This is a genomic window from Dysgonomonas sp. 216, from assembly GCF_010501065.1.
Taxonomy (GTDB): Bacteria; Bacteroidota; Bacteroidia; order Bacteroidales; family Dysgonomonadaceae; genus QVMM01.
Genome location: NZ_QVMM01000003.1, coordinates 190,611 through 206,548 on the forward strand (window position 1 = coordinate 190,611; position 15,938 = coordinate 206,548).

A 15,938-nucleotide genomic window follows, 5' to 3' on the forward strand; every position below is an offset into this window, starting at 1 on the left:
GAATTGCATAATCAATAAAAAAAAGGCTATATTTGTAAAATATGAAAAATTTAGTAATTGTTGGATGTGGACGGCTTGCCGAAATAGTAGCTTATGCCGTTTTAGAAGGGTTGTTGCCTGAATATAATTTGACTGGTGTTTATTCGCGTACTAAAGCTAAAGCCGAATATTTGGCTTCGGTGATGACGCAAAATGGAAAACCTTGCAAAGCATGCCATAGTTTAGAAGAGCTACTTGCTCTAAAACCCGATTATCTGGTAGAAACTGCATCTCCGGCAGCAATGAAAGAACTTGCTTTTCCCACATTAAAAAACGGGACATCGATTGTAACTCTTTCAATAGGAGCCTTTGCCGACACCCCTTTTTATGAAGATGTAAAAAAAGTAGCAAAAGAACATAACACGCGTGTATATATTGCTTCGGGTGCAACCGGAGGTTTCGATGTGTTAAGAACAGCTTCATTAATGGGGAATGCATCTGCTCGCTTTTTTAACGAGAAAGGACAGGCAGCCCTCAGAAGATCCCCGGTTTACACCCCTACTTTAGAAACCGAAAAACGTATAGTTTTTTCGGGGACAGCACGGGAAGCCATTAACGTGTTTCCAACAGGCCTTAATGTATCCGTTGCTGCTTCATTGGCATCTGTTGGGCCCGAAAAGATGCAAGTAACTATGCAATCGACACCAGGATTTGTTGGTGACACACAAAGAGTTGAAATAAAAAACGATCAGGTGCATGCTGTCGTAGATGTGTACAGCGCTACCCCCGAAATAGCAGGATGGTCGGTTGTAAGCACCCTGCTGAATATATCATCGCCTATTGTATTCTGATATATTTGCTAGTACCTTTTCACTCAGGCGGTCAAACGCCTGACGTGTTCTTCCTGTCGAAACCTGTATGCAACGTACATTAGGATGAGTAAGCAAATCGGCGTTACCCAATGCCCCCAATGTATCGCAAAAGCAAAGATTATTTCCGTTTAACCATTCAATAAACGGTGCTTCGTCCCAAGCTGGAGACAAACCTGTATTAAACAATATCTTTTTATTACCCAGATGGTTAAATTCCAAATCGTGCAATAAAACAGTATTTTTATTAAGACAACAAAATACGACTTCGCTTTGCGAAAGCAATTCTGATAAGGGTAAGAAATGATAGCCTTTTTCTTTAGCGTCCGATTTTTCGTTACGAGCAAAATAAGAAACTTCCGCTCCAAAAAATTTCATAGCATCGCCAATCATACCTCCCGATTTTCCTAATCCCACAATCCCAACTTTTAATCCGGTTATTTCGCGAGGCATACCATCCCAAGGCTCCTGCTCAAACCCATGTAAGCAACGCACCAATTCGCTAACTACATATTCTACTACACCTTCGTCACCATAATCGCGAATACCTGTCACAGTAATACCCAGTTCGTTAGCACAATTAATATCTACATTTGCACTTTCGGGCGAATACAGAGAACAACACATGCCAACATATTTAATGTTCGGGCACTTTTCCAATACTGCCCTGTTTATTCGCGATGTATAACTTAATAACACAGCATCGGCATCACCAATACGAGCTATAATTTCGGTATCGCCCGATGGAATATCGTTGTACATTATAACTTCTTTTGCATACTGATGCAGTTTTGCCTCTGCTGACGGAATCAGTCCTACAGGCTCTATTGCTACAAGTTTTTGGAACATAGTTATATTATAAAATTAATAAACAAAATATTAAACATCCACGTCTGTATATCTTACAGCTTATAAGTTAATCCTACAGCCATATATATATTATACATTTTAAACGATACAGTTTTATAGTCATTAGGAAAAATAGACGTAAGTCCCCAACTCAAATTCGAATATATCCCGAATTTATCATTTATTCTTCGCTCTGCGCCACAAGACAAACCAAAGTCAAAATCCCTGATATCATCGCCAAAATTGAAAGTGGCATCTCCCTTGTTTTCTATAACTATTTTTTCGCCCGTTGGTCCGCCTGTTTCAGAATCTTCAACCCTCAGATATCCCCCCCATACATCTCCTTTAAATTCAGAGCTCGATTTATATGAAGCATATCCGCCTATCTTAAAATTCCAATCGGTATTATATTTATAAACTATGTATAAAGGAATTGTTACATAAGCCGATTTTACGCGAGTCTCGTTCCTCCCAACAAAATACCCCGTAAGCGGGCGGTCTCCGTCCTTTTCAAGAATTACACTTGTATACATATATTTCACTCTGTTTCTTACCCCCATACCTTTGTTGTCGAGTAATATACCCGAGCTTATTGCCCATTTAGAAGTATGATTATAAGTTACATTATACCCTAACTGAGGCGTAAACTCCGGCCAGTACGAAGAAATTGTGCGCACCTCCGATGGTATAGGCACAGGAGCCGTAGCTCCGAAGTTATAACCCGCAACTATTTTGTGTTCAAATTTATCTTTTTGAGCAAAAACAGATGCAGATGAAAGAAAAAGAAAAAGTATTGTATATAATTTTAGTTTCATGAGTTTTTTGTTTATTTATTATTTTCACATATAATTTCCACATCATCAACAATTAATTTGCTGCCAATTGCACCTCTATAAAAATCGCCCTCTTTACTGGATGCAAATACAACGGCCAACCGATAATCGTATTCCGAATAATCAGGCTCTGATGTATAGATAAACGGAATCTCAAATTTCGTATATTCGGCTTTTGCCGAACCATCGGGTAAAACTGCTTTAGCTACAATTCGCTCCGATGTTAAAATATTTTCTCCATTTAGGTAACTTCCATTGCTCGTATCGCCTTTTTCTATTCTATATAGCACTGCATGTATCGAACATTCATCTATACGCCCGGGTACTTCTTTAGCGTTTTCATCAATAAACGTTTTGCCTGGTTCATATTTGTAATATCCTGTAAATAAAGATGGACGCCCCATATAGTAAGGATGTAATTGACCAAACAAAGCCGACTTTACAAAATTTGAAAGATTTATCGCAAATTTTCCTCTGTAAAGAGACCCTGAAAAAATAGGAATATTTTGCCCCCAATATTTGCCCCCTTTTTTTGTTTCGAGCAATGCTGCAGAATACCCGGAATAACTATCATCAGTTACCCGTGTAGGGTACTCCCCTATCCGCCCCATTGTTGCCAAAGCAATGCCCTGGTTTGCCGAACTCCACAATTGATCGTCCAATGCCGGATGTATTAACATTCCTCCACCTGCTGTTGTCCACGCTTCGAATCCTGTTTCTAATGGCACTATTTGTACTATATTTACAATATAAACTTGCTTATAAAGTTTATCTTCCGATTCCACAATATATTCGGCTTTATAATCGATAAATTCAACTGTGTCGCCCGATGTTGGAGTTATTGTTGCTCCGGGTGAAACCTGTATTTTGGGTGCAAATTTTTTATGACTTGTTCCAGTAGTATCTGAAACTACTATTGTAACAATATTATTCCGTGCAGGTAAAAAATCGACCTGAATATCATTGTCCAACAAAAAATGATCAATATCAACTTCACTATAAAGAGGTTCGTCCTTAATACATGACGCAAATAGTAAAGAAGAAATAAGTAAATAAGTGAATACCAATTTATTTTTCATAATTATCGTGATTAATTTCATTGTTATACTCCCCATAATATGCAGTAGCTACAAAATAAAAAAGGAGTTCAGCTCCTTACCCTAAAAAGTCAATCTAAAATCTTTTTATTTTTGCCGATAATAGCACAAATTATTTGTACATTTGCATGTCTTTAGCAAAGATAGGAATCAAATCCAAAAAGGTATTGATATGGAAGATATAATTTTTTATATTGTAGTGATAATTTCGATTGTCGCAAGTATTATTAATAATTTCAGAGAACAAGGCAAAAAAAATGCCAAGAGGGATATCAGTAAACCTGTACAAGAACCACAGTCAACACCACTTCCTGAGCAACAGACCTATAATACACCTCAAAAGCAAGAAGTTGCAGACAAAAAGAAAAAGGTTGCTACTGCTGTTGTTAACAAAGAAGATTCAATTATTGAAGAAGCTTTAAAAAGGGCAAATGCCCAATACTCAACGCTCGAATCAATAAACAATACAGAATCAAGTGTTTCTGAAGAAGAATACAAAGCATATAAAGATCATAGTGAATCTGACAACGAAATATCAGATAACCACAACACAAAACACAAGCAACTCTCTGATTTATTCAAAACTTCCGACGATCTAAAAAAAGCGATTATTTACAATGCTATTTTAGACCGTAAATATTAGACATAAAATCAACAAATTAAATAAAAACAGACTTATAAAATTAACAAATTAAAATGGCATTAAAATTTATGACCGCTGACGAAGCGGCATCCCTTGTTAAAAACGGCGACAATGTTGGCTGTAGTGGATTTACACATGCAGGTTGCCCAAAAGTTGTACCGGGAGCTATTGCAAAAAAAGCAGAAGAAGAACATGCAAAAGGAAATCCCTTTAAAATCAACATTTTCACCGGAGCTTCTACCGGAGATAAACTGGATGGAGTTTTAACACGAGCCAAAGCAATTAATTTCAGAGCGCCTTATCAAACCAATAAAGATATGCGTAACGCCATTAACAATGGCGAAATTAAATATTGCGATTTACACTTATCTACAATGGCACAAGATATTCGCTATGGTTTTTATGGAAAAATCAATGTTGCGATTATCGAAGCCTGCGATATTACCGAAGATGGAGAAATAGTTCCTACATGTGCTGTCGGTATATCTCCAACTGTTTCACGTTTGGCCGACATCGTTATTGTTGAGCTAAACAGATGGAACCCAAAAGAATTGCGAGGAATGCACGACATTCCAGAGCCTAAAGACCCTACACATCGCGAAAGCCTTCCTATATACGGAGTGCAAGACAGAGCAGGCACACCTTATATAAAGATAGATCCTAGCAAAATTGTGGTTGTTGAAACAAACGAGCCTAACGAAGGTAATGCATTTGCTCCTGTTGACGAAATCACAACAAAAATTGGAGAAAACGTAGCCAACTTCTTTGTTACTGAAATGGAGGAAGGACGTATGCCTAAATCATTTCTACCAATACAATCGGGCGTAGGAAATATTGCAAATGCCGTATTAGCTGCTATGGGTGACAACCCAAATATCCCTAACTTCAATGTTTATACAGAAGTTATTCAGGATGCTGTTATCGAATTGATGGAAAGCGGACGTGTAAAATTTGCCAGTGGATGTTCATTAACAGTCAGCAACCCTTGCATCGAGCACATATATAAGAATCTTGATTTCTTCAAAGAAAAAATATTGTTGCGTCCATCCGAATATTCAAACAATCCCGAAATAGTACGTCGTCTTGGTATTATAGCTATAAACACAGCCATTGAGGCTGATATTTATGGAAATATAAACTCTACTCATATAATGGGTACTAAAATGATGAACGGAATTGGAGGATCAGGCGACTTCACGCGTGGTGCATACGTTTCTATTTTTGTAACACCATCTGTTGCTAAAGACGGAAAAATAAGTTCGTTTGTTCCATTGGTTTCTCATGCCGATCATAGCGAACACTCTGTTAAAATTATAGTAAGCGAATATGGCGTTGCTGATTTAAGAGGAAAATGCCCTGTTGAACGTGCCAGAGAAATTATTAACAAATGTGCACATCCTGACTATCGTCCATTACTTACCGAATATTTGGAAAATGCACCGATAGGTCAAACTCACTTCGATCCATACAATGCTTTTGCATTCCACCAAGCATTTATGGAAACAGGCGATATGAGAAATGCTACTATCAAAAAAAGATAAAGCAAAGCATATATGATTACAAAGCCGCTTGATTTATTTCTGGCGGCTTTATTTTTTCGCAACAATTCTGTTTTTAATTTGTATTTTTGTACTAACCGACAAATATTATAAATAGTTATGACTAAAAAACAACGATACGAGGGCATCATCAATTGGTTCGAAAACAACATGTCGATAGCCGAAACTGAACTGCATTACGATTCGTCGTTTCATTTACTTATTGCAGTCATTCTGTCGGCACAATGTACAGATAAGCGGGTAAACATGGTAACCCCTGCCCTATTCGAAGCATTTCCAACGCCCGAAGTCATGGCCGAATCTAGCCCCGAAGAGGTTTACGAGTATATAAAGAGTATCTCATATCCTAACAATAAAGCAAAGAATCTGGTTGGAATGGCTAAAAAACTGGTAAATGACTTTAATAGCGAAATACCATCCGAATTAGCCTTGTTGGAGCAAATACCGGGAGTAGGACGTAAAACTGCAAACGTAATGTTAGCCGTAGCCTTCAATAAACCGGCAATGCCAGTCGACACCCACGTTTTCAGGCTCGCAAATCGCATTGGGCTAACCAATAACTCAAAAACGCCTCTTGAAACAGAAAAGGAACTGGTAAAGAATATACCGACTGAACTATTATCAAAAGCACATCACTGGCTTATATTGCACGGACGATATGTATGTATTGCCAAAAGTCCTAAATGCAACGAATGCGGAATAAATCGATGGTGTAAATATTTCGAAAAAAACAAAGGTGTAAGATAAGTCATTTATACACCGAAGATTTTTTCGACCGACTGTAGCCAATTGGTATAATTAAATCGTTTTAGGCACTCTTCAGCCTTCGAATTATAACTTTCGGACAAATGAGCATTATCCATCACTGTTTTCATCCCTGTATAAATGCCAGTCGTGCTATTCTCTACTAATAACCCATATTTTCCATTATCGGTAATTTCTGTTGGCCCACCACAATTGGTAGTTATTACCGGTGTTCGTAAATATATAGATTCGAGAACAACCAACGAAAAGCTCTCGCGCTCCGAACTACAGATCAACCAATCGGCCTGACGTATAAAGGGATAAGGGTTCTCAACATATCCCAACAAGGATATTGTATCAGATAAAGATTTTTGTTCAATCATTCGTTCAAAATCCGGCATATAATGTCCGCTGCCTAAAATAAGTACTTTAAAAGTATATCCTTCCGACTTTAATTTATAAACCGACTCAACAACTCGGTCTATTCGCTTCTCGACCGAAAAGCGGGTAACCATTATAAACACCGGAATATCCGAATTTTCTTTATTATCTTTTGGGTTATCTGCGATACATTTATTAACCTTCGACAAATCAAGAGCATTATACAATACTTCTATCGATTGTTTTCTTTTAACCTTGCCTTTACAATAAACATCTATAAAATTATCACGACAGATATTAGATACACATATAACCTTTTCGAAATGAGTATACGCCTTTGTATATTGGTTCATTTTAAACCTTTGCATTGCTACCGACAGCCATTCTTTTACCGACCTGACTTTGTATTTATTTTTCACCGCCAAATTATGAACCCATAATATTTTATCCAAGCTGTTATAACTCAACAAAGAAGAGTATGGGCTATCTTTAAAACTGACAAGCATATTGTAGCCTTTTAAATTGAGAAACAGCCATGTATACAAACGCGGAAACAATGCTATTGCCAAAAAGAACAAGGTACGCCTATACCCCGTCAATACTTTTTTATGAATATAACGAACTTCGACATTCGACGAAACATATTGCAACAGAATATTGTCCTCGGTCTCAAAAGGCAGCAACAATGTTACTTTACATCGTTTTTTTGATAAATGATTCAAAATATCTAAAAGCAGCGATTCGGTACCACCTAGTTTAAGACAATCGTTAAATATGAGTATATTTTTCACGTTTTGCTCGATAATATATATTCTAACAAAGATAATAAATATTTGAATGGCAATATGATTATTTATCAGGACAAAAAGACATAGATAATAGTCTCTTGTTATAATATTATTATTAAATTTGCGCTTTTTGTTATTATTTATAAATAAGAAACGCTGTAAAATTTAGATAAACAATATGTTGACTGTTGAAAAAATTGGTGGAACCTCAATGTCCCAGTTTGGTAATGTTCTAAATAATATTATAATAGGTAAAAGAAATGCTGAAGATTATTACAACCGTATATTTGTGGTTTCGGCATATAGTAATGTAACTAATAAACTATTAGAACATAAAAAAACAGGCGATCCCGGAGTATACGAACAGTTTATAAACAATGGAGACTTTGCAACCGCTCTTGATAGCGTTCTGGCATACCTGCTAGAAATTAATCAGGAGATGGAAAAGATAGGGCTCGATATAAATGCTGCAAAAGAGTTTATAGAAGAGCGTATTGCTAAAACTAAAACAATATTGGTATATTTAAACAACGTAAAAGCATCAGGCTACCTTAATGTTATTAATATTCATTTAGCAGCACGCGAAATACTTGCTTCGATAGGAGAAGCACATTCGGCTTGGAATTCTGTAAACATACTGAATAATAACGGGGTAAATGCTAAATGTATTGATTTGTCAGGAATTGACGACCCAAGCCCCTTAACAATTGACGAAAGAATTTCCAGAACATTCGAAAACAAAAAATTCGACAAAATACTCTATATTGTAACTGGATATACTAAAGGTACAGAGGGTATTATGAGGGAATTCGACCGAGGATACAGTGAAGTTACATTTAGTAAAATAGCCGAAGTTGTTAAAGCCAACGAGGCAATAATACACAAAGAATACCATTTATCGAGTGCCGACCCTAACATTGTAGGTGTTAATAATACCAAGCCTGTAGGACATACCAATTTTATTGTGGCAGACCAGCTAGCCGATATAGGCATGGAAGCCATACATCCCAAAGCTGCAAAACCATTAGAAAAAGCTGGAATTAACATACGAATAAAAAACACATTCGAGCCCGAACATCCCGGAACCTTGATTTCGCGCGATTATATATCCGAAATTCCTAAAGTTGAAATTATTTCGGGAACAAAAAGAGTATTGGCTATAGAAGTTCGTAGCTCGGAAATGGTTGGTGAAGTTGGTGCCGATTTAGAAATAATGAAACACCTTAACAATAGGAAAATAAGCTATATATTAAAATCGACTGATGCCAGTTCTATAACAATTGTAGTTTGGGACAAAAAGATATTAAACCAGCAATTAATTAGCGATTTAAAAACTATCAAAAATGTGGAAGTACATTCAAGAGAAGTTGCTATTGTTTGTGCTATAGGTAGCAATATAGCTAAACCCGGCTTTTTAGCACGCGCGACATCTGCTTTAGCAAACGAAAAAATAAATGTTTTGAGTTTCGGACAATCGTTACGTCAAGTAAATATGCAATTTATTATTGAACGTAACGACTACGAAGATGCAATAAAAGTATTAAATAAGTCGTTATGTTTAGAAATCGGCTGGTAAAATTGTAACATTTATTTTCTCTATTTTCACAATTATTTCACACGCAATATAATGTAGAATAAAATTTATCTGTTACATTTGCTTATCAAAAAATTGAGAGAATATACAAAAACCATAAAAACATATATGCAATATCTTTACCTATCTGATTATACATTATCACAACAAATTATGCATTTTAGCAACTGAACTAATAAAAAAACAACAAAATTGGATAGCGGACTTATCAAAACAAACAAATATTTATTTAAGTTTTTTTTCGAAATCTGGCGTTTTTTTGCTTCAAACTACACCAAATCAAAGAATCAATTCATATATTTGTACCTGCTATTTTTTAGAGGGGCTGATTGCTTTCAAAATATAAGAAAATTAATGTCTGTTCTTTGAAAGAATTAATCTATATACGTAAAACTAAATAAAATCATTAATCAAAACAATTTTATTACTGTTATGGAAACTAAACCAAAAAATCAAAAACAAAAACCAAGATCAAAAGGCGTATCTGCCATGTTAGTTATTATTGGTTGTGGTATTATTGCCCACCTTTTCTTTTACCTGTATTGTGGAGCCGATTTTCAATTTAACGAAAAAGGTCAACCTATTGACAATAATATTTTCGGAACACTTTACCATGGTGGATTCGTTATTCCTATCGTAATAACACTTCTTCTTACAGTATTTGCTTTATCAATTGAAAGATTGTTCGCTTTAAACAAAGCTAGCGGAAAAGGAAACGTTAGTAAATTTATCATGGAAGCAAAAAATAAATTAGAAGCAAAAGATATAGCTGGAACAAGAAAACTTTGTGACGAACAACAAGGAACTGTAGCTAATATATTAAGAGCTGGTCTTGTTAGATACGAAGATGTTGAAAAACTTGACGTAAACAACGACGAAAAAGCAGCTATGATTGAAAAAGAAATTGAAGAAGCTACAACTCTTGAATTACCATACCTTGAGCAAAACCTTTCGGTTATCGCTACTATATCTAGTTTGGGTACACTATTCGGACTATTAGGAACGGTACTTGGTATGATCAAATCGTTTGGTGCGATGGCAAATGACGGAGCTCCTGACTCAATCGCTCTATCTCTTGGTATCTCTGAGGCCTTGATGAATACAGCAATGGGTATTGGTACCGGTGCTGCTGCGATTATTTCTTACGGATACTTCTCGGCTCGCGTACAAACAATAACAAATGCTATTGATGAAGTTGGTTTTGCTATTGGCCAAACTTACTCGAAAAAACACTAAAAATATTTTTTTCAAAAAAAATAGAAATTTATTTGTGGAATTTGAATATAATTCCACTCTAAATAATAAAAGCAAAAAGATATGTCTAAAGTAAAGACAAAAAAACATGATACTTTCATCGACATGACCGCGATGAGTGACGTTACTGTACTATTGCTGACATTCTTTATGTTGACTGCTACCTTTATACCCATCGAGCCGGTTCAGGTATTTACTCCGGGATCTGCATCAGAAACAAAGGTTCCTGATTATGATGTTATCACTGTAATTATCGACCCCGCGGGCAAAATATATTTGAACATGGACAGGCCTGATAATAAAAGGGAAATATTGGAAAGAATGGGTGGTTATTACAATGTAGCATTCAGCGAAAAGGATAAAAATGTGTTTGCCGAATCAACAACATTTGCTGCTGTTCCAATGGGACAGATGAAGACCTACTTATCGAAAGATATGTCAGATCGGGACGAAATGATCAAACAGTTAAACGGTATACCTAACGATAGTATAAATAACCAGTTTGCTGAATGGATTAGGGCGGCTAAGGATGTTAACGACAATTTGGCTATAGCTATTAAGGCTGACCAAAATACACCATATCCTTTAGTGCAAGGTGTTATATCAAAACTCCAAGACATTAAAGAAAACCGCTTTAGTTTGATAACAACTCTCCGTGGAATGGAAGAATAATAAATCTCGCCCATTGCGCAGATTAGTTAAAAAACTGAGAAATAATACTTTTAAAAAGTAAATTTAAAGGAATATGGCAAATATAGATACCGGTGGCGGAGAACAAAAGAAGGGGAAACCCAAGAAGATTAACCTAAGGGTAGACTTTACCCCGATGGTTGACATGAACATGTTACTTCTTACATTCTTTATGTTTTGTACATCGCTAGCAAAGCCTCAGATTATGGATATTGTTATGCCTACTAAGGATAATCAAGATCTGACTGAGGATGAATTGAACATGGTAAAGGATTCAAAGACTATAACATTGTTATTGGGTGAAGAAAACAGAGTATACTACTACTATGGTAAGCCTAATTACGAAGATTATAAATCTTTGATGGTAGCAGATTATTCGTCTGAAGATTCGGGCCTTCGTGCTGCAATATTGCAACGCGACCGTAAATCGTACGATCAGATGATTGATTTGAGAAAAAAGAGAGCTAAGGGACAAATGTCTGAAGATGAATTCAAAAAACAAGCAGATGAAATAAGAAAAGACCCTGATGGTTTGGTTGTTGTAATTAAACCAATGGAAAGTTCAACTTATAAGAATCTGGTTGATGCCTTGGACGAAATGCAGATATGTGGTATTGGTAAATATGCTATAGTTGAAGTGGCAGAAGGTGACGACTTTGTTCTTGAAAACTATAAGACAAAAGGACGGCACGCTGCTGAAAGACAACAATAAATAGCATTAGAAATATAGAAATAATTATGGCAAAAGATGTAAATTTAAATTCCTCGGAATGGATTGACATGATCTTTGAGGGGAAGAATAAAAAATACGGAGCATATTTCTTGCGTAGTACTTCTTCCAAAAGGCATATTGTCGCATTCATTATCATTGTATTTTTTGTAGGAATGGTTGCAGCAATTCCATCTCTAATGGAGGCTGTAAAATCAAACGACAAAGATGACCTAGCCGGTGTGGATGAAGCATATGAGTTGTCGAATCTGTCGAATGTAGAGGAACAAGTTCCAGAAGAAAACATTATCAGACAGGAAACTGCTCCACCTCCTCCTCCATTAAAGGCTACTGTACAGTTTACACCACCTGTGATTACAGATGATGATAAAGTTACAGACGAAAACCAAATGAAGTCGCAAGATGAATTGAACGAAAGTAAGGTTCAGATTTCGATAGCATCAGTAGAAGGTTCTGATGATAAAGATGCGGTAGACATCGCCGACCTTAAAGACCACAAGGTGATTGTAGAACAAACAGAACCCGAGAAACCATTCGTTAGTGTTGAGCAAATGCCCCAGTTTCCAGGAGGTCAGGCCGAGCTGATGAAATTTATCTCAAACAATCTTAAGTATCCTACAATTGCAGCTGAAAACGGTATCGAAGGTCGTGTTATTATCCGGTTCGTTGTAAGTGCTAATGGTTCGGTACAAAATATTGAAATTCAAAGAGGACTTGACTCTTCTTGTGATAAAGAAGCTGTACGTGTAGTAAAAATGATGCCCAAATGGATTGCAGGTAAACAAAACGGACGGGCAGTACCTGTTTACTTTACACTACCAGTATTGTTCAAATTACAAAAATAACTTTATGAGTAAAAAGGATTATTGTCCTAAAAACATTCATAATGTTACAATGATAAACTAAATTAAAGAAGAGGAGCCGATAAATCTAATGTTGTCGCTTCTCTTCTTTAGAATTAAAAATGAAAGACGAAGATTCTAAAATATCGTTTAAACTAATATGGGGAATACTAATGGTTATCGCCTATTTAGGAATAGCTTACTTAGTAGTATTTACTCCTATGCTAATACGTTATAACGCTCGGGACAACCAACCGACAAACGATGAAAATTTTGTATTACGTATTGTTTTAGGTATCATACTTCTGGCATACGGATTATTTCGTGGCTATCGCATCTGGAAAACAAGAGACTTAAACTAAAGAAATAAAAAAGACTTAATTATCGGATTTTATGAATAGAATAGCTTTAATATTTGCTGTATCAGTACTATTTTTTTCGTGTGGAGAAAGAAAAAAAGGTACACGAACAGATACAACTACAAGTGGCTTTGCCGAATTTGTTTGTGACGATTGCTATGCGCCGATAATAAAAAATGAAATTCAGGTTTTTGAGGCACTCAATCACGAAGCATTTGTTACAACGCACTACACAAATGAAGTTGAAGCTGTTAATCTTATACTTAAAGACAGTTTAAGAGTAGCTGTACTAGCCCGAGACCTTAGCGAGAATGAAAAAGAAAGTTTAAGAAATAAAAAACTGAATCCACGTTCTCAAAAAATTGCAATAGATGGTATTGCACTTATTATAAATAAAGAAAATACTGATTCGTTAATAAGCGTTCCTAATTTGAAGAAAATTATGACGGGAGAAATAACCTCATGGAAAGAGCTTAATCCGGACTCAAAATATGATGATATAACAGTTGTTTTCGACAACCCAAATTCAAGTACCGTACGCTTTATTAAGGACTCTATTTGCAGAGAAACTCCATTATATGATGGGCTTAAAGCAATGGAAAATAATCAGGCTGTATTAGACTATGTAGCTAAAACAAAAAATTCGATGGGAGTTATCGGTGTAAACTGGATTAGCAACCCTAACGACTCGACAAACCTGACTTTTAACAGTAAAGTAACAGTTATGTCGGTAAGTAGATATGAACCAGCACGACGAAGCAATAGTTTTCAACCATATCCTGCATTTCTGGCATTGGGAGACTATCCGCTTACACGCGAAATGTATGTTGTTTTAACCGACCTTAGAGGTACACTCCAATCTGGTATAATGGCATTTTTGGCGAGTGATAGAGGACAACGCATTATTTTAAAATCAGGATTAGTACCCGCAACTCGTCCTGTAAGATTAATTAGCGTAAGTGAACACTTCTAAAATTGAAATATATTTAAATTGAAATAATAAAAATTAGATTAAAAAATGAAGAAAAGAAATTTAATGAAAGCATTTCTTGTTTTATTAGTAAGCTCGATAAGCATATCAGCTTATGCTCAAAACTTGGGTGCCGATTACTTTAACACAGGTGAAATAGGAGTTGCAAAAGAATTCTTCAACAAAAACATGAGCAATAACCAAGCAGAGGCAAACTATTATTTAGGAGAAATAGCATACTCCGAAGGTAATATTAGCGAAGCTAAATCATATTACGAAAAAGGGCTTGCAGCTTCTTCCGATTATGCATTAAACAATGTTGGACTTGGGAAAGTTCTTTTAAAAGAAAATAATCAAAAAGCAGCTGAAGATATGTTTTCTGAAGCCATAAAGAAAAACAAAAAAGACGTAAAGGTTTTAATTGCTGTTGCCCGTGCATATTATATAAACGGAATAAAAGATAAACCTATGCAAAAAGCATTGGAAGATGCACGCAAAGCCGATAAAAAATCGCCATATGTTTATTTGTTCGAAGGAGACATGCTTAAAGATGCAAATGATCCGGGTGGTGCTGCAGGACAATATGCTCAAGCCATAAACTTTGATCCTCAAAATACTGAGGCATATATAAAAACTGCTCAGGTCTATGAAACTATTAATCCAAATTTGGCAATAGACAATCTGAATAAAGTATTAGAAATAAATCCTGAGTACAAATTGGCCAACAAATCATTAGGTAGTATATATTATCGTAATGGACAATATGGTAAAGCAATTGAAGCTTTCTCTCAATACTTTGCAGGAGGTGTATATACAACCGACGACTTAACTCAATACGCTGCTTCATTATATTTTTCAAAACGTTACGATGAAGCAAAAAAACTTATTGAGGAAGGATTGAATAAAGAACCAGGAAATTTTGTATTGAATCGTCTATTAATGTATAGCGATTTCGATTCTAAGGATTTCGAAAAAGGTTTAGCTGCTGGAGATAAATTTTTCTCTATTGATAAAGGAACTAGCGAATACATCGCTCGCGACTATTTGACTTATGCTCAAATATTAGCTGAAAATAAAATGTACGAGAAAGCTTTTTCACAATTTGAATTAGCTATAAAAATTGATCAGGAAAATGCTGATACTTATAAATTAGCCGGAGAAGTTTTGTCTAAAGCAGGTTTACCTGCTGAAGCTGCAGAATACTTTAAAAAGTATATAGATAAAGCTGGTGAAAATGCTGTTGCTCTTGATTACTTCAATATGGGTAGATATTATTATATGGCTGCAACAAAAGCTAACAACGACTCGGTAGCAGATGCATTACCTAAAGCTAAAACTTACTTATCTGAAGCTGACTCTGCGTTTTCAATAGTTACGGTTCGCGTACCCGACAGTCATTTAGGTGTATTCTGGAGAGCCAGAACTAATGCTCTTTTAGATGCAATACTAGCTAAAGAATCGGAAGCTTTACCTGTATTGGCCAGACCTTATTACGAAGCTACAATTGAAATTTTATCTGCTAAAGAAGGTAATAATACAAGTGAATTAAAAGAAGCATATCGCTATTTAAGTTCTTCGTACTATTTTGCATTCGATTCGTCTAAAAACGCTGATGATAAAAATAAAACGATAGAATTCAGCAAGAAATTGCAGGAGCTTGATCCTGATAATGCACAAGCAAAGCAATTACTAGATGCTCTTCAATAATTACTAATCTTAAAAGACTGTTACAAGTTTAACTAGACAAAAATATTGAT

The 15,938-nt window shown here is 35.7% G+C and carries 16 protein-coding genes; 12 read left to right on the forward strand and 4 right to left on the reverse strand.

All coding sequences use genetic code 11. The annotated features are described in order from the left end of the window. Positions 1–41: 41 nt before the first annotated feature. Positions 42–830, forward strand: a complete 789-nt coding sequence (locus D0T53_RS03235; RefSeq protein ID WP_163265023.1) for an aspartate dehydrogenase domain-containing protein — start codon at positions 42–44, stop codon at positions 828–830. Here the strand turns inward: D0T53_RS03235 and D0T53_RS03240 are convergent. The 3 genes from D0T53_RS03240 to D0T53_RS03250 are packed head-to-tail and all read right to left on the reverse strand — an operon-like array spanning position 810 to position 3,609. Then, positions 810–1,697: an NAD(P)-dependent oxidoreductase gene (locus D0T53_RS03240; protein ID WP_163265025.1), complete on the reverse strand. Its 888-nt coding sequence runs from the start codon at positions 1,695–1,697 to the stop codon at positions 810–812. The genes D0T53_RS03235 and D0T53_RS03240 overlap by 21 nt on opposite strands. A 53-nt stretch (positions 1,698–1,750) precedes the next feature. Next, a complete protein-coding gene (locus tag D0T53_RS03245; protein ID WP_163265027.1) occupies positions 1,751–2,512 on the reverse strand; it encodes an outer membrane beta-barrel protein in 762 nt (253 codons plus the stop codon). An 11-nt stretch (positions 2,513–2,523) separates the two neighbouring features. Continuing rightward, complete coding sequence (locus D0T53_RS03250) at positions 2,524–3,609, reverse strand: PCMD domain-containing protein (RefSeq protein ID WP_163265029.1); 1,086 nt, start codon at positions 3,607–3,609, stop codon at positions 2,524–2,526. 190 nt (positions 3,610–3,799) lie between these two features. On the opposite strand from D0T53_RS03250, the gene D0T53_RS03255 reads away from it, so the two are divergent. The 3 genes from D0T53_RS03255 (at position 3,800) to nth (ending at position 6,576) form a co-directional block, all read left to right on the forward strand. Further along, a complete protein-coding gene (locus tag D0T53_RS03255; protein ID WP_163265031.1) occupies positions 3,800–4,270 on the forward strand; it encodes a hypothetical protein in 471 nt (156 codons plus the stop codon). Between the two features lie 53 nt (positions 4,271–4,323). Then, positions 4,324–5,811, forward strand: coding sequence for an acetyl-CoA hydrolase/transferase family protein (locus D0T53_RS03260; protein ID WP_163265033.1), 1,488 nt, complete (start codon positions 4,324–4,326; stop codon positions 5,809–5,811). A 117-nt stretch (positions 5,812–5,928) separates the two neighbouring features. Then, complete coding sequence (nth, locus tag D0T53_RS03265; RefSeq protein WP_163265035.1) at positions 5,929–6,576, forward strand: endonuclease III; 648 nt, start codon at positions 5,929–5,931, stop codon at positions 6,574–6,576. Between the two features lie 5 nt (positions 6,577–6,581). On the opposite strand, the gene D0T53_RS13705 is transcribed toward nth, so the two are convergent. Further along, complete coding sequence (locus D0T53_RS13705; protein WP_163265037.1) at positions 6,582–7,745, reverse strand: glycosyltransferase; 1,164 nt, start codon at positions 7,743–7,745, stop codon at positions 6,582–6,584. Between the two features lie 175 nt (positions 7,746–7,920). On the opposite strand from D0T53_RS13705, the gene D0T53_RS03275 reads away from it, so the two are divergent. From D0T53_RS03275 to D0T53_RS03310, 8 genes are all read left to right on the forward strand, one after another. Beyond that, the gene (locus tag D0T53_RS03275; RefSeq protein WP_163265039.1) at positions 7,921–9,318 is read left to right on the forward strand and encodes an aspartate kinase; all 1,398 of its coding nucleotides are present in this window, start codon (positions 7,921–7,923) and stop codon (positions 9,316–9,318) included. Positions 9,319–9,768: 450 nt separating this feature from the next. Then, complete coding sequence (locus D0T53_RS03280) at positions 9,769–10,572, forward strand: MotA/TolQ/ExbB proton channel family protein (RefSeq protein ID WP_163265041.1); 804 nt, start codon at positions 9,769–9,771, stop codon at positions 10,570–10,572. Between the two features lie 81 nt (positions 10,573–10,653). Then, positions 10,654–11,262, forward strand: coding sequence for a biopolymer transporter ExbD (locus D0T53_RS03285; protein WP_163265043.1), 609 nt, complete (start codon positions 10,654–10,656; stop codon positions 11,260–11,262). Between the two features lie 73 nt (positions 11,263–11,335). After that, complete coding sequence (locus tag D0T53_RS03290; RefSeq protein ID WP_163265045.1) at positions 11,336–11,992, forward strand: biopolymer transporter ExbD; 657 nt, start codon at positions 11,336–11,338, stop codon at positions 11,990–11,992. A 26-nt stretch (positions 11,993–12,018) separates the two neighbouring features. Further along, positions 12,019–12,855, forward strand: coding sequence for an energy transducer TonB (locus D0T53_RS03295; RefSeq protein ID WP_163265047.1), 837 nt, complete (start codon positions 12,019–12,021; stop codon positions 12,853–12,855). 119 nt (positions 12,856–12,974) lie between these two features. Then, on the forward strand, positions 12,975–13,214 hold the full coding sequence (locus tag D0T53_RS03300; protein WP_163265048.1) for a hypothetical protein: 240 nt from the start codon (positions 12,975–12,977) through the stop codon (positions 13,212–13,214). Between the two features lie 31 nt (positions 13,215–13,245). After that, the gene (locus D0T53_RS03305) at positions 13,246–14,184 is read left to right on the forward strand and encodes a PstS family phosphate ABC transporter substrate-binding protein (protein ID WP_163265050.1); all 939 of its coding nucleotides are present in this window, start codon (positions 13,246–13,248) and stop codon (positions 14,182–14,184) included. Positions 14,185–14,229: 45 nt separating this feature from the next. After that, on the forward strand, positions 14,230–15,888 hold the full coding sequence (locus D0T53_RS03310; protein WP_163265052.1) for a lipopolysaccharide assembly protein LapB: 1,659 nt from the start codon (positions 14,230–14,232) through the stop codon (positions 15,886–15,888). The last annotated feature ends 50 nt before the right edge of the window (positions 15,889–15,938 follow it).

Bases quoted from the DNA above. Each gene is read 5' to 3' on its own strand.
- D0T53_RS03250 (WP_163265029.1), bottom strand. From the start codon at position 3,609: ATGAAAAATAAATTGGTATTCACTTATTTACTTATTTCTTCTTTACTA.
- D0T53_RS03280 (WP_163265041.1), top strand. From the start codon at position 9,769: ATGGAAACTAAACCAAAAAATCAAAAACAAAAACCAAGATCAAAAGGC.
- D0T53_RS03310 (WP_163265052.1), top strand. From the start codon at position 14,230: ATGAAGAAAAGAAATTTAATGAAAGCATTTCTTGTTTTATTAGTAAGC.
- D0T53_RS03245 (WP_163265027.1), bottom strand. From the start codon at position 2,512: ATGAAACTAAAATTATATACAATACTTTTTCTTTTTCTTTCATCTGCA.
- nth (WP_163265035.1), top strand. From the start codon at position 5,929: ATGACTAAAAAACAACGATACGAGGGCATCATCAATTGGTTCGAAAAC.
- D0T53_RS03305 (WP_163265050.1), top strand. From the start codon at position 13,246: ATGAATAGAATAGCTTTAATATTTGCTGTATCAGTACTATTTTTTTCG.
- D0T53_RS03295 (WP_163265047.1), top strand. From the start codon at position 12,019: ATGGCAAAAGATGTAAATTTAAATTCCTCGGAATGGATTGACATGATC.
- D0T53_RS03300 (WP_163265048.1), top strand. From the start codon at position 12,975: ATGAAAGACGAAGATTCTAAAATATCGTTTAAACTAATATGGGGAATA.
- D0T53_RS03235 (WP_163265023.1), top strand. From the start codon at position 42: ATGAAAAATTTAGTAATTGTTGGATGTGGACGGCTTGCCGAAATAGTA.
- D0T53_RS03255 (WP_163265031.1), top strand. From the start codon at position 3,800: ATGGAAGATATAATTTTTTATATTGTAGTGATAATTTCGATTGTCGCA.
- D0T53_RS03240 (WP_163265025.1), bottom strand. From the start codon at position 1,697: ATGTTCCAAAAACTTGTAGCAATAGAGCCTGTAGGACTGATTCCGTCA.
- D0T53_RS03285 (WP_163265043.1), top strand. From the start codon at position 10,654: ATGTCTAAAGTAAAGACAAAAAAACATGATACTTTCATCGACATGACC.
- D0T53_RS03260 (WP_163265033.1), top strand. From the start codon at position 4,324: ATGGCATTAAAATTTATGACCGCTGACGAAGCGGCATCCCTTGTTAAA.
- D0T53_RS03290 (WP_163265045.1), top strand. From the start codon at position 11,336: ATGGCAAATATAGATACCGGTGGCGGAGAACAAAAGAAGGGGAAACCC.
- D0T53_RS03275 (WP_163265039.1), top strand. From the start codon at position 7,921: ATGTTGACTGTTGAAAAAATTGGTGGAACCTCAATGTCCCAGTTTGGT.